Here is a 20,411-nt window from a genome sequence, read left to right as displayed (position 1 = left end):
GTTTTAAGTATGCACAAAGTATCAAGAAAAATATCTCCTTGTAAAAAGAAGCAACAAGCACCTTGAATCCAAATGACAACAACCCGCCATAGCCCACAGAATGTGGGCTATTTTAGGAGATCTTTATGCGTTTGTCTTTTACATAACCTGTTGTCGCATTGATTGTTGCTTTTCGTCTTTAGATAAAAGCAAGTATACAACTAGCGTTCGTCGCATCTTTTCTTTTGTACAACGATAACTAACATATAAAACCACTTTTCATAGTACTAAATCTGTTAATGATAGCTACAAAGTTTACGAAAAGAGCCATTAAATATTAATTTGCAACAATGTTAACTAATTTTCCAGGAACAGCAATGACTTTACGTACTGTTTTCCCTTCAATTTGTTCTTTTACCTTCATGTCATCCATAGCGATTTGTTCAAGTTGCTCTTTTGAAATCTCAGTAGGGACATTCAGCTTTGCACGAACTTTTCCGTTAATTTGTACAACAATCTCAACTTCATTATCAACTAGCTTAGCTTCATCGTATGCAGGCCATGCACTATATGCAATCGTTTCGGAATGTCCTAGCTTTTCCCACAGTTCTTCAGCTACATGTGGGCATATAGGTGCAAACAGTTTTACAAAGCCTTCGATATAACGTATTGGTAAATCATCAGCTTTGTATGCTTCATTAATAAATACCATCAACTGTGATACAGCTGTATTAAACCTTAGCCCCTCATAGTCTTCCGTTACCTTTTTTACCGTTTGATGATACGTTTTCTCTAATGCACCAGTATTGTCATTAGCAACAATTTTCGAACTTAAGTTGTCGTTATCATCCATAATTAATCTCCACACGCGGTCTATAAAACGACGAGCTCCATCTAAGCCAGTAGTTGACCATGCAATTGATGCATCAAGTGGACCCATGAACATTTCGTATAACCTTAGTGTGTCAGCTCCGTGACTAGCGACTATATCATCTGGATTAACAACATTCCCTTTTGATTTACTCATTTTTTCATTGTTTTCTCCAAGAACCATACCTTGGTTAAATAATTTTTGGAAAGGTTCTTTCGTTGGTACAACACCGATATCGTATAAGAACTTATGCCAGAATCGAGCATAAAGCAAATGTAATACAGCATGTTCTTGCCCACCAATATATATATCGACCGGCAGCCAATCTTCTAATTTTTTAGGATCAGCTAGTTTTTCTTCGTTTATTGGGTCAATATAGCGCAAATAATACCAGCAACTTCCTGCCCAGTTAGGCATCGTATTTGTTTCACGACGACCCTTTCTTCCAGTCTTTTCATCAACCACATTTACCCAGTCAGTAATTTTTGCTAGAGGTGATTCCCCAGTACCCGAAGGTTTAATGTCATCAACCTTTGGAAGTGTTAACGGTAATTCCTCTTCCGGAATCGCTTCAATCGAGCCGTCTTCCCAATGGATGACCGGTATTGGCTCTCCCCAGTATCTTTGACGACTAAACAACCAATCACGAAGGCGATAAGTAATCTTCTTTTCTCCTCGATCATTTGTTACTAACCATTCAATCATTTTAGAAATGGCCTCTTCTTTATTTAACCCGTTAAGGAAGTCTGAATTCACATGTTCACCGTCTCCTGTATATGCTTCTTCAGAAACATTACCACCTGCTACAACTTCTGTAATATCCAGTCCGAATTTTGTGGCAAACTCCCAGTCACGCTCGTCATGTCCTGGAACAGCCATTATTGAACCAGTACCATAGCTCATCAACACATAATCTGCAATCCAAATCGGCATTTTTGCATCATTTACTGGATTTATTGCATATGCACCAGTAAACACACCTGTTTTATCCTTGGCTAAATCTGTACGTTCTAAATCACTTTTGCTTTTTACTTTGTCTACATATACATTCACTGCTTCCTTTTGCTCATTAGTTGTAATAATGTCTACTAAAGGATGCTCTGGTGAAAGTACAGCATAAGTAGCACCGAATAAAGTGTCCGGACGAGTAGTAAATACTGTGAACGTTTCCTTGGAATTTGCAATATTAAAAGTAACCTCAGCACCTTCTGAACGTCCGATCCAATTGCGTTGCATATCCTTTACGCTTTCAGGCCAGTCTAGATCATCTAAATCCTCTAATAAACGATCAGCATAAGCAGTAATTTTTAACATCCATTGCTTCATTGGACGTCGTTCAACAGGGTGACCTCCACGTTCACTTTTTCCATCTATCACTTCTTCATTAGAAAGCACAGTCCCTAAAGCAGGACACCAGTTCACTGCAACTTCATCAACATATGCAAGACCCTTTTCATACAGCTTTAAAAAAATCCATTGTGTCCATTTAAAATAATTTGGATCAGTCGTTTTCACTTCTCGGTCCCAATCATACGAAAATCCTAAAGATTTAATTTGTCGACGAAAAGTATTAATATTATGTTCGGTAAATTCAGCTGGATCATTCCCTGTATCTAATGCATATTGCTCCGCAGGTAAGCCAAATGCATCCCAGCCGATTGGATGTAAAACGTTAAAACCTTGCATGCGCTTCATTCTAGATATAATATCAGTTGCAGTATACCCCTCTGGGTGACCTACATGAAGCCCTGCTCCAGAAGGGAAAGGAAACATATCTAAAGCATAAAAATTTTCTTTTCCTTTATCTTCAGATGTTTTGAATGTTTTGTTCCCTTCCCAATATGATTGCCACTTCTGTTCAATTTGTTCATGATTAAAACTCATTGTATTTCCTCCTTACAAACATCTTATTTACAAATTTAACCATTAAAATAAAGTAAAAAACCTCCCATCCCTAAAAAGGGACGAGAGGATTAGAATTAATTCTTCCCGCGGTACCACCCACATTAGTATCATAATATGACACTCGCTTTTCATTCCATAACGCGGACAACGGCAAGCATTACTTATGAGGGTTTTAACATACCTCAGAATTTTCACACTTGCAACTTAAAGGTGAGTTCATGAATATACAACGTCTGGCTTGCACCACCCGCCAGCTCTCTATAACGTGTAACATTCATTACTATTCCTTATCAATGTTGTTATATCATTATATTTCATCATTATTATGTATTGTATAGAATTTAAAATAAAACTGCAAGTTGTATATAGAAATTTTTTCAATACTAACATATTACCTATCACATCATCTTGATTTCCTCTTGTTGATTTTGTCGGTTTAACCTGTAATCATATGAGGTAGTCGTTATGATTGATATTACCAAGAAGATAATTAAAACGATGAATAATATATTCATTCCATAAATATCAGCCAACAATCCACCAAGCAATGGTCCAACCATTCTTCCACCTGTAGCTGTGCTATTTACAATACCTTGATAAAATCCTTCTCGTCCCTCAGGCGCAAGTTGATGAGCAATAGTTGGAACAGCCGGCCATACTAACATTTCACCAATTGTTAAGATTACCATCGCAGTAATAAAAGAGGAATACTCCGACGCATTCGCAACGACAATGAATGAACAAATAAATATGATGTTTCCGACAACTATCTGAGATTTCAATGTTTTTGCAAAGCGTTTTACAAAAGCAGAGACTAATGGTTGTCCCAAGACGATTAATATTCCATTTACTGTCCACAGCACACTGTATTGCTTTAAGCTAATGTTTAATTCCTGGGTATATGTTGATATCGTAGTAGACCACTGCACATATCCAGCCCAGCATAATAAATATCCCACACAAAGAATAATTAATGAATAAAAGTTAACCTTGCTTTTCCTTGCTATCGTTTCTGTGTCATGATTAGCTGAACTCTTCCCTTTAACATCTAACTGTCGATACCATATCACTCCAATTAAAAAGAAGATTAAATACAATAGGCCACTTGCCATAAACGTATAGTTAAATGAATATGACGCAATAAAACCGCAAAGTGCTGTTCCAAGTGCTACACCTATATTTTGAGCAACATAAATTGCATTAAATGCTTTCCTTTCGCCCTCAGGCCACACCGCACCAGCTAGAGCATACATAGCTGGAAATATTATTCCAGAGCCAAATCCTATAATTATTAATAACAATACAAAATGAGGCCAATCATGAAAGAATATCAACATTATTGAGGCACATAAAGTAACAGATACACCTGAAACAATTGTTTTAAAGCTTCCAAACTTATCATAAATGACTCCACCTAGCAAATTTCCAACTACACCCGCAGCAGAATTAAACATAATAACGACACCTGCTGTTGTTAAGCTTTTACCTAAATAATCATGAACATAAATCGTACTTAAAGGCCAAAGAAACGATGACCCTGTAACTAAAATTGCCATACCAACCACAACAAAATACAATGACCGAGGCATAAATATTCCTCCTCATACGCACTTAAATTGTTACATAGTTCACCGCACATATTGTATTCGCTCTAAGCTAGAATAGCAATAAAAAATATCTTTAAAATAGACACCTTTTCTGAAATTTGTTGCTTTTTCATACATAACAGTAGAACGAGAAGTAAACGATTTAGTTGAAGAAATGGCACCTCAAAATTCAAACGGAATAACACGAAAAGCAACAACACATCCTAAAATTCCCCAACACAAGCTTGAATATATCCTTGTGAAAATCCCTAACAGTTTACATTATTGGTTAATTAACGAAGGCTGTTTTCATATTGGTTATTGCTTATTTTTGCATATATAGTCCCATAAAAAATTAATAAGCTTTCATAAAACTGTCATATTGTCCAAGTAAAGTAATGCCATCTTCTCATGGATTGTTTTTTTTCGTATTAAGAAATAACCAGATAGACAACTAGCATCCTTGTTATTGTTTCTTCTGGACAACGATGACTAACATATAAAACCGTTATGGTACTAATTTGGTAACAACAACAGTGTTTACAAAAAAAAAGCCTTTAGTAAACATAGCTACAGAGTTTGCGAAAAAAGCCTAACAAAAGCAGTGTCCATAATTGCTAACACTGCTTTCTAATTATTTTTACTTTATTTATTTTTGTGTTGTTTTGATGTTATTGGTTGCCCCTTTTCGGCGTAATTTTGCTTAGCAATTTTTTTAGGATCAAACTCACGACCTAATTCAATATCATTATTATTTATTCCATTTTTCGTTTTCTGCTCAGGATTGTTTTGTTTAGATCTTTTTTTCATAATACCCTCCAGCTATATTGAATATTCCTAATGATCTTGTAAGATCATCTCGTTCTGTAGTTCCTGAATTTGTAGCCGCATTCTGTGCAATTGTTCTTTTTGTTGGGCATTACAGCTAAGGGCAAGATGAGCTAAATCATTATTTGCATTCTCCAGCTGCTGCTGTGCTTGAGAGAACTCATAATCATTGTAATGCTCTTGTCTTCTCGCCTCAGTTAGTTGCTCTTCCGCAAAGTTTAATGTTTCTTCACATCTGTGAATAAATTCTTGTACTGACTGACGTGTAGCCATCTCGCTACTTGCCTCCTTTATTTCAATTTAATTCAATAATTAGTTTTACCTATTCGTTCTTTTCTATCATTTAAGACTCCATCTAATCATTTCCAACACAATAATTACATTTGTATAAATTTTATTAATCGTGATAAAATGCTTAAGATATGGACGTTGGCTAAGTTACAGCCTATTTGTGCTATTCTTTGGAAATTTTTATAAGGAGGTTACTGACTTGACTCAGAATAACCTATTTCAATATGCTACTGATGATAAACGATACCATACTTGGAATTACCATTTACGACAAACATTTGGCCATAAAGTTTTTAAGGTTGCCTTAGATGGGGGATTTGACTGCCCCAATCGAGACGGCACTGTTGCACATGGAGGATGCACATTTTGTAGTGCAGCAGGCTCAGGAGATTTTGCAGGAAATCGTGTTGATGATCTTATTACGCAATTTCATTCAATAAAAAATAAAATGCATGATAAATGGAAAGACGGTAAGTATTTAGCTTATTTCCAAGCATATACGAATACACATGCCCCTGTTGATGTCTTAAGGGAAAAATTCGAATCCGTGTTAAATTTAGATGGAGTTGTTGGACTATCAATTGCAACAAGACCTGATTGCTTGCCTGATGATGTAGTAGAATATTTAGCAGAATTAAACGAGAAAACATATTTATGGGTGGAGCTAGGATTACAGACAATGCACCAAAGTACAGCTGATCTTATTAATCGAGCACATGATTTAGCTTGCTATGTTGAGGGCGTACAGAAGCTTAGAAAGCACAATATTAATATTTGTTCTCATATAATTAATGGCTTACCTCAAGAAACAAACGAAATGATGATGGAAACGGCTAAATTTGTTGCTGGATTGGACGTTCAAGGCATGAAAATTCACCTATTACACTTGTTAAAAGGGACACCTATGGTCAAACAATACGAAAAGGGCTTACTTGAATTTTTATCATTCGAGGATTATGTCAATTTAGTATGTGACCAGTTGGAAATATTACCACCTGAAATGGTCATTCACCGTATTACAGGTGATGGTCCAATCGATTTAATGGTTGGTCCAATGTGGAGTGTGAATAAGTGGGAAGTTCTTAACGCAATTGATGCGGAACTCAAGCGTCGTGAAAGCTATCAAGGTAAGCACGCAGTACACAAGGTGAGCATTAAATGAAATTAGAACGTGTCTTACCGTATATGAGAACATTATTACAAGCAACATTATCTAAAGGTGATCTCGCAATTGATGCAACAGTTGGAAATGGTAATGATACATTATTTCTATCCCAGCTTGTCGGAGAATCTGGACATATATATGGATTTGATATACAGGAACAAGCAATTTTAAGTACAACGAAGCTGTTAGAAACTCATAATGTTTATAACGGCGTTACACTATATCAGGCTAGTCATGATACGATCATCGATACGATTCCAACTGAGCTACACGGTCATATAAAAGCAGCTGTTTTTAATTTAGGATATTTGCCTGGAGGAAATAAGGAAATTGTAACAAAGCCCACTAGCACGATTCAAGCTCTAGAACAGTTGTTATCGGTTTTGACAGTAGGAGGAATTATTATAATTGTTATTTATTCTGGGCACCCTGAAGGGAAAATTGAACGTGATGAAATATTACATTACGCTTCCACCCTCAATCAAAAGGATGCCAGTGTATTACAATATAAGTTTATTAATCAAATTAATAATCCACCGTTCATTATAGCCATTGAAAAACGCTAAAGCCCAATATCAATTGGGCTTTAGTCATGTTATTTCACGAAAATTAATTCTGTCTCCGAATTACAACAAAATGGTATACCCTAATTCGATTTGGCTGTCGCTACATTCAAATTTGGTTTCCAACGTTGTAGCCTTCGATATGCTCGACCATTAAAATAAAAAAACTTTGATATTGATCCACCGAGTTTAATAATCTTCTTAGCTGCTTGCTTAACATCCTTTTGTTTACTAACCTTTTCATCTGATAAATAAATGCCTAATAAACCTCTGTTAATTAGACGATGAAACTTCTCGTCAGGTAACCCAGCTGTATTTTTATCTGCCTCTTCAACAAAATGGATAAATCTCTGAATCATTTCTTCCTGATTCTGATAATAAAAACAAAAATTCAAATCTCCACCTTGTCGATCTTCTTCCTGGTCAATAAAATAATCCAATAGTATGTGCAGACCTTGAATATAAGGAAAATAGCTATTACGAATTTTTTGTGCCATACCTTCTTCAAAATAGTCATTAAATGAATAGGCAACTAAACAAAAGATTCCTAATGTAGATCCTGAACAAGCTGAAAATTCGTACCACTCCATTTTTGGTAACTCCGATTCATAATCTTCAAACCACTTTTCTAAACGTGGTACCCTTTCTTCGATAGTTACATGCTTATGGACTTGTAGATCACAATAGTAAAGAGAAAGCTCTAGTAAATAAGGAGCAATCTGTTCATAATGCTTACTCTTTTGTAAAATTCTTTGACAAGTAGTTACTAAATCATGTAAATATCCACCATCAGCTTGTTCATCACGGTATCTGTAATAATTCTCCTTATCACTGTGAATCGTAAGTGCATGCGGCATTGAATTGTGTAAGGCACGAAAATCATTTGGATCAAGTGATGTACTGCGATCGCATAAATTATCTAAATAATCGCTGATCGTTTGATATGCGACAATAAATTCTATACAATCATCCAGGTGCTCTTTGGCAAGCAGTGCCAAAATAGATCCACCTTCACAATGAAATGTCTTGTCATTTATGCTAGCAATTGCCTGCTTTCTAAGCTCTTTATTCGGTATGTTTTCCGCTTTGTGTCGCCAATATGCTAAATAATGATGTACAGTTGGTAGTACCTCTTTATACACTTTTTTCATCAAGCCTACTGGTTCACTTGGTATTTTCAAAAAATCACCTCTATGTATCAATTCAAGTTTTCATATAGCTTAATTTCTTTTTCAACAAAACTTTTTGCGAAGTTAAACACATTTTCACGTTCTGGTTCATTAAATATTTCATGGTATAAGCCAATCCACTCTTTATATGTTTTATCTGTACATTTTACGTGATCAAACCATTCTTTTACAACAACTTTATCAACAATTTTATCGCTACCACCTTGCATTAGCAACAACGGTACATCTGGTAGTTTATGAATATTTCGATAAGCAAGTTTCATTGCCTTCAATAATTCATGATACCAACGAACCGACACTTTTGTAACGTATAAAGAATCATTATTATCCTGCTCTTGAATATCTTTATTACGAGTTGCTATTTCAGCAGACAACTTTGCTTCAAACAGTTTTTCAGGAAATAGGTAATTTAACCCCTTTGAGACCCACTCCAAACCCTTTGGAGGATGTTCCACTAGCCCTAAGCAAGGAGAAGATAGCATTAAACCATGAATAGGTAATTGTTTTTCCTGCATGGCTCTAATTGCAACAAGTCCACCCATACTATGACCTAATATAAAAACAGGGAGTTTAAATGTAAGTGCTTCTTGCACCCACATTTCTATTTCCTCAATATAATCATCAAAAGAATCAATATGACCTCGGTGTCTTCTTCTTGACGTACCTTGTCCAGGTAAATCCCCCATCGCAACATGCATACCGATTGACCTCCACATCTCCAGAAGCCACTTATACCTCCCTATATGCTCACAAGCACCATGAATGATCACGATCACCCCTAGAGGCTGTTCAGCATGCCATAATCTCATTATGATCCCCCCTTAATCGTATAATAAATTCATTTCGAATGTGTTAATAATTTGTTACACTTATTTAAAACTATACTTAGTAAGAAATGCGAAGCCGACTTGTACAGTCTCGACAAGCGTTGGAGTCAATGGCAATGAAGGCGCTTTATCCTTTGTGGGCATTGACGAAACGACTCGAGAGGCTAGGAGGCGAAGCTGGACAGATTGAAATGCGGAAGTGACTTGTTCATCTCCGACAAGCGCTGGAACCAATACACATGAAGGCGATTTTTGCCTTCGGGTGTATTGGTGAAGCGACTCGAGGAGATAGGCACTGAAGCTGGACAAATTGAAATGCGAAGCCGACTTGTACAGCCTCGACAAGCGTTGGAGTCAATGGCAATGAAGGCGATTTTTGCCTTTGTGGGCATTGACGAAACGACTCGAGAGGCTAGGAGGCGCAGCTGGACAGATTGAAATGCGGAAGTGACTTGTTCATCTCCGACAAGCGCTGGATTCAATACACATGAAGGCGATTTTTGCCTTCGGGTGTATTGGTGAAGCGACTCGAGGAGATAGGTACTGAAGCTGGACTGCTAGAAATGCGTTTATTACTATTAATGAAAGGGATTGTGAACATGATCTATCCGTACAAGGGTGTAACCCCTACAATAGCAAATACAGCATTTATTGCTGATTACGTGACAATCACTGGTGACGTATCTATAGGTGATGAGTGCTCAATTTGGTTTAATACTGTCATTCGTGGTGATGTTGCACCGACTACTTTAGGCAACCGTGTTAATATTCAAGATAACTCTGTTTTACATCAAAGTCCCAATAAACCTTTAATTATAGAAGATGATGTGACAGTTGGCCATCAGGTGATTCTCCATAGCTCAATTATTCGAAAAAAAGCACTAATTGGTATGGGCTCAATTGTTCTTGATGGGGCAGAGATTGGAGAAGGCGCATTTATTGGAGCGGGAAGCCTTGTACCACAAGGCAAGACAATCCCACCGTATACATTAGCCTTTGGGCGTCCTGCAAAAGTTATTAGGAAATTAACTGAAGATGATCTAAAGGAAATGCACAGAATTCACAGTGAATATGTAGAGAAGGGCCAATATTATAAGAGTCTACAAGATAAACAATAATACTGCAGAGCAGCTAAAGTTGAAATATTTATTCTATTTAAAGTGGGGATATTCTAGCAGAAAATCATAAATTCAACAATAGAATTACAATGGCTACAATTGACTTGTATTATATAATATTTGAGGAGAAAAAATGATATTTTTATTTTGGCTACTAATTATTATCATAATTGGGTATCTTGTATACCTATACAAAACTCAAAAAAAAGCAAAGAAAACAATTATATCCTGTATACTCATTCTATTCATAATATGTATTATTTTGCTCATAAAAAAACTACCTGTGTCGACATTGAGAGAAGCAAATCATACTTCGGTAGAAGCTCAAGCACCTGAAAATGATGTTGAAATCATACAAAATACGATGATAAAAATCAAAGATTCTGTACTATTACAAGCACCAGCACTTTCACAACTTCCTGAACTTCCTCGTGGTTGTGAAGTAACGGCATTAGCAATGTTTTTACAATATGCGGGTGTCGTTGTTGATAAAATGGAATTAGCTGAAAAAATAGCAAAAGATCCAACACCATACAAAAAGAAAAATGGCATTATTTCTTACGGGCATCCAAACAATGGGTTTGTAGGAGATATGTATAATCGTAATAACAGAGGGTATGGTGTGTATGTTAAACCAATAAAACAGCTTGCAGATCAATATTTACCTTCAAAGATTATTGATCTAACTGATCGTGACTTCAAAGAAATTGAAATGTATTTATCAATTGGATCACCTGTATGGGTGATTACTAATACTACATATCAAAAATTATCTAATGATAAATTTGAACACTGGGAAACTCCTAATGGAAAAATAAAAATTACTTATTTTGAACACTCGGTTCTAATTACAGGATACGATTCAGAGTTCATCTATTTTAATGACCCTCTTACTGGCGAAAAAAATAAAAAAGTTCCTAGAGACCATTTCATCGCAGCTTGGCAACAAATGGGGAGTCAGGCCATTACCTACATGGAGTAATGACCTGGCTTTTTTCATGCATGTCTGTTTTCGCATTCTCGCAAAATAATCACAATGACTAGCGCTTGGAGGATCCTTTTTCTTCGTTAAAATGAATGTCACCTAAAAACAGTTCTAACTCTTCTATATAAGTAATAATAGCAACAAAAAATTTTTATTTAAGCTACATTAAGTGCTTAGAGATTATCCCTTAACCTCGCTACACCATTCTTTTCCAAAGACAAAAAGCGCCTTCGAGTGAGTCAACTCTAGCGCTTCTCGTGAGAGTGCAATACACTTGCACTTATCTTATCGTTTAAGCTGTTTCATTTGCTCGCTCATACATTGACTCGAAATCAAACTTCTTTTCAATATACACCTGATGCCAAATCATAAATATAACAACTGTCCAAATTTTCCTACTGTAATCACCCTTATTAGCACAATGATCATCTAGTAATGATAAAAGTACCTCTTTATTAAAGATATGATCTGTTTCGCTAGTTTGAATGATCTGTTTTACCCAATCGTACATCTCATCTTTCAGCCAGTGACGAATTGGTACTGGAAAACCTAGCTTCTTTCTTTGTAGCACGTGAGCTGGTACAATTCCTTCAACAGCTTTGCGTAAAATATATTTCGTTGTATTTTGAGCTGTTTTCATTTCTGGTGAAATTTTTGAAGCCACTTTGAAAACTTCTTTATCTAAAAAGGGAACACGTAATTCAAGTGAATGAGCCATCGTCATTTTATCTGCCTTTAATAAAATATCACCACGCAACCACGTATGAATATCAATGTACTGCATTTTGTTTACAGGTTCATAGCCTTGGATATCCTCATAAAATGGTGCTGTAATTTTTCGATAGTCTAGTTGTGAGTTATAGTCACGTAAAAGCTTACGTTTATCTGCTTCTTCAAACATTTTGGCATTACCAATGTACCGCTCCTCCATTGGTGTTATTCCTCGCTCAATAAAACTTTTTCCCTTCACACCATCCGGTAACATTGTAGCAATTTTAGCAAGAGCAGATTTTGCAAAGTTAGGTAAATTACTAAACATTTCAAGAGATTGCGGCTCACGATAAATGTTATACCCACCAAACAATTCATCTGCACCTTCTCCAGATAATACAACAGTAACATGTTTTCTGGCTTCTCTGGCGACAAAATATAACGGAACTGCTGCAGGGTCAGCAAGCGGATCGTCCATGTGCCAAATAATTTTTGGAAGCTCTTGCATATACTCTTCTGGAGAGATAACATAGCTTATATTTTCCAAACCAAGCTTTGCAGCTGTCTCCTTCGCTACATCTATTTCACTGAAACCATCACGTTCAAAGCCTACAGAAAAAGTTTTTATATTAGGGTGAAATTCCTTTGCTATTGATGCGATAATCGAAGAATCGATTCCACCTGAAAGAAAGGATCCAACAGGCACATCACTACGCATATGTATTTTCACCGAATCGTATAATACATCACGAATTTCCTTGATGAGCTTATCCTCTGACTTATGCATCGTATGAAAACTGGCTTTCCAATATTGTGAGATATTCATAGGCTCACCAATTTTTTTTGTAAAGTAGTGCCCAGGCTCCAATTTACGAATGCCATATGACATCGTTTCCGGTTCAGGTACATATTGATACGTTAAATAGTTTTGCAATGCCTCATAGTTTATTAAGCCGTTCTTCAGCGCTGCCAATATACTCTTTTTTTCTGATGCAAAATATGTTAAATCATCCTGCTCCATATAGAAAAACGGTTTAATTCCAAATTGATCCCGTGCCCCAAATATAGTTTTCGTCTCTTTATCCCAAATGACGAATGCAAACATTCCTCTTAGCTTTTCTACAGCTTTTTCCTTTTCGTGGCTATAAAGAGCTAATATAACTTCTGTATCAGAGCTCGTATTAAAATGAAAGCCTTCCTTGACTAAAGATTCACGAAGCTCTACATAATTATATATTTCACCGTTAAAGATTATCCAATAACGTTCATTTTCATAAGTAAGAGGCTGATGTCCCCCTTCAAGATCAATAATACTTAAACGTCTAAAACCTAGCTGTATATGTTCATCGAAATAAAACCCTTCATCGTCTGGTCCTCTATGAGTAATAATATTATTCATATTTTCAAACAAAGCTTTGTCATTTTCGTTACGTTGATGATTTGCTGTATTGTTTACACAGCCAATGAATCCACACATTATGTAAGTCACCTACTAATTCGTATTTATATATTTAAGAATTATATCATATTTAGCTAGTGAATTGAGCAGTGTTAGTAGTATACACAATTTTCCTTTTTGTCTAATCAGAAAGGCTCTTTTCGTAAACTTTGTTGCTATGTTTACTAAATGCTTTTTTTTGTAAAATTGCTATGTTTACTAAATGCTTTTTTGTAAAACTCTGTTGTTGGTACCAAACTAGTTCCATAAAAAGTTGTTTTATATGTTAGTCATCGTTGTACAGAAGAAAAAATGCCACGAACACTAGATATATACATCCTAAAATCCTAGAAGAAAAAACAAAAATCAATGTCAAAACAGCCAGCGGCAAAAATTTAACTCTCCTATATTTCGCTTAGTATGAATTATTTTCTTTCATTTATAAAGGAATTTTTTATGAGAGTAGAGAATTAGTTTGTAAAATTCTGAAAAATCAGGAGGGTTACTTGTGGACTACCGTGAACATGAGGTACTAAAATTCATTAACGAAAATTTTCCTAACCTAGAACTTGAAATTCAGAACTTGTCTTTGTTTCCTTTTGGCAAACGAATAATAGATATTAATGGCTATGAGATATTCGTATACTACTGTCCTTTTGCTGATAGTGTTAAAACGATATTTCCTAATGTGGCAGAAGTTAAGAGTCCATCTTAGTTATTACCTATAAAAAATATTGTCATTCATAGTAAGGGCATATCTCACATACAGAATATGTTGTATGTGGGATATGCCCCAGTTATTTATTAAGGTAATTTTCGTATATTTTGTAGCTATTATCATGAAAATAGAACAGCAATAATGATTCCTTAATATGAAAAGCAACAATCAATGCAAAAAATTCCTTTATTAATTACTTCGAGATAATGCTTGTTCTTTTAACACTTCTGCTTTATCAGTACGTTCCCACGTAAGATCAACATCAGTGCGTCCAAAATGACCATATGCTGCTGTTTGCTTATAAATTGGACGTCGTAAGTCAAGCATATTTATAATCCCTGCTGGACGTAAATCAAAATTATTACGAATGAGGTCAACTAACACTTCATCAGCAACCTTACCTGTTTCGAATGTATTAACTGAAATGGATACAGGCTGTGCAACGCCGATTGCATACGCTAACTGAACTTCCAACTTATCAGCTAAGCCTGCTGCCACCAAATTCTTCGCAACATAACGTGCAGCATATGCAGCTGATCGATCAACTTTTGTAGGATCCTTACCAGAGAATGCTCCCCCACCGTGACGGGCATATCCTCCATACGTATCAACAATTATTTTGCGCCCTGTTAATCCAGCGTCTCCTTGTGGGCCACCTATTACAAATCGACCTGTCGGATTTATAAAGTATTTTGTATCAGCATCAATCAATTCTTTAGGAACAACATGGTTTATAACATGCTCCTTAATATTTCGTTGAATTTGTTCTAATGTAATCTCAGGGTGATGTTGAGTAGAAATTACAATCGTATCTATGCGAACAGGTTTATCATTTTCATCATACTCAACAGTTACTTGGGTCTTACCATCAGGTCGTAAGTATGGAAGAATTTCTTCTTTTCTTACCTTTGTTAAGCGTTGTGCTAATTTATGAGCTAATGAGATTGGTAACGGCATTAATTCTTTTGTTTCATTACAAGCATATCCGAACATTAAGCCCTGGTCACCAGCTCCTATCGCATCTATCTCTTCATCTGTCATTGACCCTTCACGAGCTTCAAGTGCTTGATCGACACCCATTGCAATGTCAGGAGACTGCTCATCAATAGATGTTAATACCGCACAGGTTTCTGAATCAAAACCATATTTTGCACGTGTGTAGCCAATGCTGCGTACAGTTTCACGTACGATCTTAGGAATATCAACATACGTCGATGTAGTAATTTCCCCAGCAACCAAGGCCATCCCTGTTGTCACGGTCGTTTCGCATGCAACACGAGCGTTAGGGTCATTTGTTAAGATAGCATCAAGAATGGAATCTGATATTTGGTCACAAATTTTATCAGGGTGACCTTCAGTTACAGATTCAGAAGTAAATAAGTGACGTTTTTTTGTCATAGCTTTTTCCTCCTTTATGAAGCAACCACTTCATATAGTTATATTTTGAAACGGAACTCATTCCCATATTACTTTCCAAAATTTCGAATTTTTTACTGGAAATAAATAAAACCTCTCCTACAAATCATGAGGAAAGGTTTGAGATACTCGATTCACGCCTTTCACTCTTATCGTTCAAGACAAGTGCCTTGCACCAGGTTAGCACCTTATCACATTAAGAACAAAGCAGATTATTTTCTCATAATCTGAAAATATAGTGATGGTTGCTGGGCTTCATAGGGCCTGTCCCTCCACCAGCTCGGGATAAGAGAGTATCCGTTCAACACAATATATTAACGTAGTAAACCGTTACATGTCAACATAGTTAAGAGCTGAATTGTTCATTAAATTTTCGTTATGTATCTTTTACAAAGAATGGTACGATTATGTTGAATCCAGTATAAAATTATTATAAATAGTATAGACTATTTGAGTTAATGTGTTATACTATTTTTAAGTTATGAATTGTTAACGACATTATTAAAACGTAAAGGAAGGTTTTGATCATGAATTCTGTTAGTGTATCATGCGAATTATCAAGTTTACTAGCTCGTAAAAATACATTACACAATTTATCCGTCCCTACTCTCGTTGAAAGTGTGTTAAATAGAAAAGAAGGCACTTTAACTTCTTCAGGTGCCATACTATCTACAACAGGAAAATATACTGGACGATCACCTAAAGATAAATATATTGTAGATGAACCATCTACAAAAGGTAAAATAGATTGGGGAACAGTAAATCAGCCTATTTCACAGGAATCTTTTAACAATCTCTATAATAAAGTACTCGATTATTTAGCTAACAAAGATGAAATTTATGTATTTAATGGGTTCGCAGGTGCTGATAAAAAATACCAACTTCCTATTCAAGTGATTAATGAATATGCATGGCACAATTTATTTGCACATCAGCTATTTATTCGTCCTACTGAGGAGGAATTACAATCGCATATCGCTGACTTCACTGTCATTTCTGCACCAAATTTTAAAGCAGATCCTGCAATTGATGGAACGAGATCGGAAACATTTATTATTATTTCATTTGAAAAGCGCACAGTACTTATTGGTGGAACAGAGTATGCAGGTGAGATGAAAAAATCCATATTTTCTGTTATGAACTATGTTCTCCCTGAAAAAGAGATTTTATCCATGCATTGTTCAGCCAATATTGGTCAAGAAGGAGATGTCGCTTTATTCTTCGGGTTGTCAGGAACGGGTAAAACAACCCTTTCAGCTGATGCCAACAGACGATTAATAGGGGACGATGAACATGGATGGTCAGCAAATGGAGTGTTTAATATAGAGGGTGGCTGTTACGCCAAGTGTATAAACTTATCCCGAGAGAAAGAACCACAAATTTACGATGCGATTCGATTCGGTTCAGTACTAGAAAATGTCATCGTTGATGATTGCTCAAGAAACCCTGATTATGACAATTCTTGTCTTACAGAAAACACTCGAGCTGCTTACCCTATACAGGCAATCGATAATATCATTTTTCCTAGCATTGCAAGTCATCCTAATACGATCATTTTTTTAACAGCTGATGCCTTCGGTGTTTTACCTCCTATTAGTAAACTATCGAAGGAACAAGCAATGTACCATTTTCTAAGTGGATATACGAGTAAGCTTGCTGGAACAGAACGAGGAATCACTTCTCCACAAGCTACATTTTCAACTTGCTTTGGTTCACCATTCTTACCATTGCCAGCAACTAGGTATGCAAAAATGTTAGGTGATAAGATTGATGAACATGGTGCTCAAGTATATCTTGTGAATACAGGCTGGACTGGTGGAGAATATGGTGTAGGTAACCGAATGAAGCTTGAATTTACTCGTTCAATGGTACGTTCTGCTTTAGAAGGAGAATTAACCAACGTTGAAACAATAAAAGAAGGTATATTTGGTTTAGAAATACCATTACATGTTCCCGGTGTACCTGATGATGTACTACAGCCAATAAAAACATGGGCAAACCAGCAAGAATACGTTGATAAAGCAACTGAACTAGCAGCAAAATTCCAGGAAAACTTCAAAAAGTTTAATAATATTGATGAGAAGATAGGACAATTAGGTGGACCTCCATTAACAGCTAACTAATTACTTACTACTCTAATTACACTTTCATCATGCACGATACTTAGAATAATGATAACAATAAAGGGTCTGACCCCATCAATTGAAATGGGTCTGACCCTTTTACTCTTTACTAAGGTTAGTATTATTTTAATCATTCGACTAGGATTGCTGTATTCTTACTGTTATATGTTGTACAACAACCTCAAAATGCAAAACAGCTTTGTTTTTGCTCGATATAGTATCTCCATTCCTTAGTTTGTTGAATGTAAAGAAATCAGCCGGTAAGTGATCACAGTTTTATTATTTGCTAATTCCACCTTATCAATTACCCCTTCTCCACTTATATCTCCCCCTATAGTTCTTTTTACCTCTAATGGGATGTCGAGTGGATATAGACGGTAACCTGTTTTTTCAAGAGTGAAAATATTTTCTCCTAACCTTTTTTCTTTTCCCTTCGTAACAATCATTGTATTTAATTCAAGAGGCATACCCATTTTAAACGCTCCTTTAACATAGTTATCCTTTTATGACTATTTTATCATGGTGTTTATTGATTTTTCATCCACTCAGTAAGTCTTTTTACAATTTTTCTATTTTCAGCAGGAGGAAAGTAATGAGTATATTCGTCAAAATACCATGTAGTTACGCTTTTATTAAGCTCTTTCAGTCTATTTTCAAGTCTATATGCATGTTGAATGGTCACATTGCTATCGTTTTTACCGTGGATAATTAAAATTGGTGCATGTATTTGTTCTAGCATAAAAAGAGGTGTACGAATTTTGTATCTATCTGGATATTTATTAGGCGTTCCTCCAATAACTCTTTTCAGCATACGTCGTAAATCAATTCTTTCGTTATATGTAAGCGTCATATCAGAAACACCACCCCAAGTGACAACTGATTTTACATTGTGTTCTATAATCCCTGTGAAAAGCGCCATGACACCTCCTCGTGAAAAACCAAAAACGTGAATCCTATCTTCATGAACGCTTTCAAGCTGTTCTAGTACTCGATAACTTGCAACGGCATCGTGCCGATCATTTCCAGCAAAGTCCTCATTACCTTCTCCACCTTGATTTCCACGGTAAAAGGGCGCCATGACTACAAAACCTTCTGAAGCAAATTGGACGATGCGTCCAACTCGAACTTTACCAACATTTTTTATTCCACCTCTTAAATATAAAAAACCATCATACTTACCAACGTTTTTCGGTTCAGCTAATAATCCCTTCACTTTCAAACCTTTACTTAAATATGTTAATTCATATAAATGGATATTTGGATTAGGCGAAGGTAGCCGTTGTCTTTCAATAATATGTCCATCTCTACATTCCAAGCTGATCTCCTCCTTCTACTTAAGAATATAGCATGGCAGAGTATTTATGTTGTTTATGCTGCGATACCCACAATGAATTAATAAAGCAACAATTGTTACTAATTCTGTACAGTTAGGTAGACTTTGAGAAGCAAGATTATAACAAGAGGAAGGTTGTAGAACAATTTATCTCTTAGGCCCGAAAAACAACAATCCCTGGGTAAACAATCAAAATAAGTAACTAAAGTTATTATTAGCTTCTATGTTAAATTCTCTACATACTATTTTCACATGTCAACAACTACATTCAAACAGTGTAAGTATTGAAGTGACATTCATAGGCGTTCACCTTTTCGAATGGTGCTTCATAAACTATCTTAGCTTAGAAAAGTATATAGGAGGAACTGGCGATGAAGAAAAAAATAAGCTTTATATTTCTTGTAGCATTTCTAATCTTCATACCATTGTCTGGGTGTAATGAACAACAAATACAAAAATTACGTGTTGCTGAAGTAACCCATTCAATATTTTATGCTCCACAGTATGTCGCATTTTCTGAAGGGTTCTTTGAAAAGGAAGGGCTGGAGGTAGAGTTGACAACGACATGGGGCGGCGATAAAACGATGACTACTTTACTATCTGACGGTGCCGATATTGCATTAGTTGGCTCAGAAACGACAATATACGTCCATGCTCAAGATGCTAATGATCCAGTAATAAATTTTGCTCAACTAACTCAAACGGATGGGACTTTTTTAGTTTCACGCAAAAACATCGATAACTTTTCCTGGGATCAACTGAAAGGAAGTACTTTCCTCGGTCAACGCAAAGGTGGCATGCCTCAAATGGTTGGAGAGTTCGTGTTGAAGAAACAAGGTATTGATCCACACAAAGATTTAGATTTAATTCAAAATATTGAATTTGCTAACATTGCAAGCGCATTTGCAGCCGGAACAGGAGATTATGTGCAGCTTTTTGAACCAACAGCAAGTATATTTGAACAAGAAGGAACAGGATATATTATTGCATCATTTGGCAAGGAGTCTGGATATGTCCCATATACTACTTTTATGGCAAAAAACAGCTTTATGGAAGAGAATAGTGAAGCAATAGAAAAATTTACTCGAGCGATATATCAAGCACAACAATGGGTTGACTCTCATGATGCAGCAGAAATTGCTCAATCAATTCATAGCTTTTTTGAGGATACATCAATAGAATTAATTGAAACAGTAGTTGATCGATACAAAAGTCAAGGCTCATATGCAACCAATCCAATCTTAGATGCAACTGAATGGAATAACCTTCAGGACATAATGGACGAAGCTGGTGAACTACCTTTACGAGTAGATCATGAAACATTAGTCAACACTGATATTGCCGAAAAGGTGATGTCCAAATAA

The 20,411-nt window shown here is 36.0% G+C and carries 18 protein-coding genes, 1 riboswitch and 1 other annotated feature; of the genes, 8 read left to right on the top strand and 10 right to left on the bottom strand.

The genetic code is table 11. The annotated features are described in order from the left end of the window. Positions 1–316 precede the first annotated feature (316 nt). The 4 genes from leuS to V1503_RS14085 form a co-directional block, all read right to left on the bottom strand. Positions 317–2,734 carry a leucine--tRNA ligase gene (leuS, locus tag V1503_RS14100; protein WP_410627722.1) on the bottom strand — a complete coding sequence of 806 codons (2,418 nt, stop codon included), beginning with the start codon at positions 2,732–2,734 and terminating at the stop codon, positions 317–319. A gap of 73 nt (positions 2,735–2,807) precedes the next feature. Further along, positions 2,808–3,058: a binding site (T-box leader), on the bottom strand. 95 nt (positions 3,059–3,153) lie between these two features. After that, on the bottom strand, positions 3,154–4,344 hold the full coding sequence (locus V1503_RS14095; RefSeq protein WP_320256625.1) for an MDR family MFS transporter: 1,191 nt from the start codon (positions 4,342–4,344) through the stop codon (positions 3,154–3,156). Between the two features lie 642 nt (positions 4,345–4,986). Next, positions 4,987–5,151 (bottom strand): glycogen biosynthesis protein GlgD, encoded by a 165-nt coding sequence (locus tag V1503_RS14090; protein WP_410627719.1) that lies wholly within the window; start codon positions 5,149–5,151, stop codon positions 4,987–4,989. 27 nt (positions 5,152–5,178) lie between these two features. Continuing rightward, positions 5,179–5,442 (bottom strand): YtzC family protein, encoded by a 264-nt coding sequence (locus V1503_RS14085; protein ID WP_320211001.1) that lies wholly within the window; start codon positions 5,440–5,442, stop codon positions 5,179–5,181. A 217-nt stretch (positions 5,443–5,659) separates the two neighbouring features. Here V1503_RS14085 and mnmL point away from each other — a divergent pair, with 217 nt between their 5' ends. Next, positions 5,660–6,622, top strand: coding sequence for a tRNA modification radical SAM protein MnmL/YtqA (gene mnmL, locus V1503_RS14080; RefSeq protein WP_410627717.1), 963 nt, complete (start codon positions 5,660–5,662; stop codon positions 6,620–6,622). Beyond that, positions 6,619–7,191, top strand: a complete 573-nt coding sequence (gene mnmM / locus V1503_RS14075) for a tRNA 5-(aminomethyl)-2-thiouridylate-methyltransferase MnmM (protein WP_410627715.1) — start codon at positions 6,619–6,621, stop codon at positions 7,189–7,191. Before mnmL ends, mnmM begins: the two co-directional genes overlap by 4 nt. A gap of 80 nt (positions 7,192–7,271) precedes the next feature. Here mnmM and tbcS read toward each other — a convergent pair whose 3' ends face one another. Both tbcS and V1503_RS14065 read right to left on the bottom strand, forming a co-directional pair. Continuing rightward, on the bottom strand, positions 7,272–8,369 hold the full coding sequence (gene tbcS, locus V1503_RS14070) for a tetraprenyl-beta-curcumene synthase (protein WP_410627713.1): 1,098 nt from the start codon (positions 8,367–8,369) through the stop codon (positions 7,272–7,274). A gap of 17 nt (positions 8,370–8,386) precedes the next feature. Then, positions 8,387–9,187 carry an alpha/beta hydrolase gene (locus tag V1503_RS14065; RefSeq protein ID WP_214483700.1) on the bottom strand — a complete coding sequence of 267 codons (801 nt, stop codon included), beginning with the start codon at positions 9,185–9,187 and terminating at the stop codon, positions 8,387–8,389. Positions 9,188–9,475: 288 nt separating this feature from the next. Here V1503_RS14065 and V1503_RS14060 point away from each other — a divergent pair, with 288 nt between their 5' ends. The 3 genes from V1503_RS14060 to V1503_RS14050 all read left to right on the top strand — a co-directional run bounded on the left by V1503_RS14060 (position 9,476) and on the right by V1503_RS14050 (position 11,305). After that, positions 9,476–9,643, top strand: a complete 168-nt coding sequence (locus V1503_RS14060; protein ID WP_410627710.1) for a hypothetical protein — start codon at positions 9,476–9,478, stop codon at positions 9,641–9,643. 161 nt (positions 9,644–9,804) lie between these two features. Further along, positions 9,805–10,323, top strand: a complete 519-nt coding sequence (locus V1503_RS14055; RefSeq protein WP_410629438.1) for a gamma carbonic anhydrase — start codon at positions 9,805–9,807, stop codon at positions 10,321–10,323. A gap of 133 nt (positions 10,324–10,456) precedes the next feature. Continuing rightward, complete coding sequence (locus tag V1503_RS14050) at positions 10,457–11,305, top strand: C39 family peptidase (RefSeq protein ID WP_410627708.1); 849 nt, start codon at positions 10,457–10,459, stop codon at positions 11,303–11,305. Positions 11,306–11,600: 295 nt separating this feature from the next. Here V1503_RS14050 and asnB read toward each other — a convergent pair whose 3' ends face one another. After that, complete coding sequence (gene asnB / locus V1503_RS14045) at positions 11,601–13,496, bottom strand: asparagine synthase (glutamine-hydrolyzing) (protein ID WP_410627706.1); 1,896 nt, start codon at positions 13,494–13,496, stop codon at positions 11,601–11,603. A gap of 469 nt (positions 13,497–13,965) precedes the next feature. Here asnB and V1503_RS14040 point away from each other — a divergent pair, with 469 nt between their 5' ends. Continuing rightward, positions 13,966–14,172, top strand: coding sequence for a hypothetical protein (locus V1503_RS14040; RefSeq protein ID WP_410627704.1), 207 nt, complete (start codon positions 13,966–13,968; stop codon positions 14,170–14,172). A 192-nt stretch (positions 14,173–14,364) separates the two neighbouring features. On the opposite strand, the gene metK is transcribed toward V1503_RS14040, so the two are convergent. Further along, positions 14,365–15,573, bottom strand: a complete 1,209-nt coding sequence (gene metK, locus V1503_RS14035) for a methionine adenosyltransferase (RefSeq protein ID WP_320256617.1) — start codon at positions 15,571–15,573, stop codon at positions 14,365–14,367. 164 nt (positions 15,574–15,737) lie between these two features. Then, positions 15,738–15,883, bottom strand: a riboswitch (SAM riboswitch). Positions 15,884–16,118: 235 nt separating this feature from the next. Between metK and pckA the strand changes: the two genes are divergently transcribed. After that, positions 16,119–17,714, top strand: a complete 1,596-nt coding sequence (pckA, locus tag V1503_RS14030) for a phosphoenolpyruvate carboxykinase (ATP) (protein ID WP_410627701.1) — start codon at positions 16,119–16,121, stop codon at positions 17,712–17,714. Positions 17,715–17,944: 230 nt separating this feature from the next. On the opposite strand, the gene V1503_RS14025 is transcribed toward pckA, so the two are convergent. Together V1503_RS14025 and V1503_RS14020 are read right to left on the bottom strand one after the other, a co-directional pair. Beyond that, complete coding sequence (locus V1503_RS14025) at positions 17,945–18,187, bottom strand: DUF2584 domain-containing protein (protein ID WP_214483707.1); 243 nt, start codon at positions 18,185–18,187, stop codon at positions 17,945–17,947. Between the two features lie 53 nt (positions 18,188–18,240). Beyond that, positions 18,241–19,029 (bottom strand): alpha/beta hydrolase family protein, encoded by a 789-nt coding sequence (locus V1503_RS14020; RefSeq protein WP_214483708.1) that lies wholly within the window; start codon positions 19,027–19,029, stop codon positions 18,241–18,243. Between the two features lie 389 nt (positions 19,030–19,418). Between V1503_RS14020 and V1503_RS14015 the strand changes: the two genes are divergently transcribed. Next, a complete protein-coding gene (locus V1503_RS14015; RefSeq protein ID WP_320256615.1) occupies positions 19,419–20,411 on the top strand; it encodes an ABC transporter substrate-binding protein in 993 nt (330 codons plus the stop codon).

It is taken from the genome of Nanhaiella sioensis (genome assembly GCF_046557775.1).
GTDB classification, from domain to species: Bacteria; Bacillota; Bacilli; order Bacillales; family SM2101; genus Nanhaiella; species Nanhaiella sioensis.
The sequence above is the reverse complement of the archived record's forward strand: the minus strand, read 5'-3'. Positions and strand labels throughout refer to the sequence as shown.

Bases quoted from the DNA above. Each gene is read 5' to 3' on its own strand.
- leuS (WP_410627722.1), bottom strand. From the start codon at position 2,734: ATGAGTTTTAATCATGAACAAATTGAACAGAAGTGGCAATCATATTGG.
- V1503_RS14095 (WP_320256625.1), bottom strand. From the start codon at position 4,344: ATGCCTCGGTCATTGTATTTTGTTGTGGTTGGTATGGCAATTTTAGTT.
- V1503_RS14090 (WP_410627719.1), bottom strand. From the start codon at position 5,151: ATGAAAAAAAGATCTAAACAAAACAATCCTGAGCAGAAAACGAAAAAT.
- V1503_RS14085 (WP_320211001.1), bottom strand. From the start codon at position 5,442: ATGGCTACACGTCAGTCAGTACAAGAATTTATTCACAGATGTGAAGAA.
- mnmM (WP_410627715.1), top strand. From the start codon at position 6,619: ATGAAATTAGAACGTGTCTTACCGTATATGAGAACATTATTACAAGCA.
- V1503_RS14065 (WP_214483700.1), bottom strand. From the start codon at position 9,187: ATGAGATTATGGCATGCTGAACAGCCTCTAGGGGTGATCGTGATCATT.
- V1503_RS14055 (WP_410629438.1), top strand. From the start codon at position 9,805: ATGATCTATCCGTACAAGGGTGTAACCCCTACAATAGCAAATACAGCA.
- V1503_RS14050 (WP_410627708.1), top strand. From the start codon at position 10,457: ATGATATTTTTATTTTGGCTACTAATTATTATCATAATTGGGTATCTT.
- asnB (WP_410627706.1), bottom strand. From the start codon at position 13,496: ATGTGTGGATTCATTGGCTGTGTAAACAATACAGCAAATCATCAACGT.
- metK (WP_320256617.1), bottom strand. From the start codon at position 15,573: ATGACAAAAAAACGTCACTTATTTACTTCTGAATCTGTAACTGAAGGT.
- pckA (WP_410627701.1), top strand. From the start codon at position 16,119: ATGAATTCTGTTAGTGTATCATGCGAATTATCAAGTTTACTAGCTCGT.
- V1503_RS14025 (WP_214483707.1), bottom strand. From the start codon at position 18,187: ATGGGTATGCCTCTTGAATTAAATACAATGATTGTTACGAAGGGAAAA.
- V1503_RS14015 (WP_320256615.1), top strand. From the start codon at position 19,419: ATGAAGAAAAAAATAAGCTTTATATTTCTTGTAGCATTTCTAATCTTC.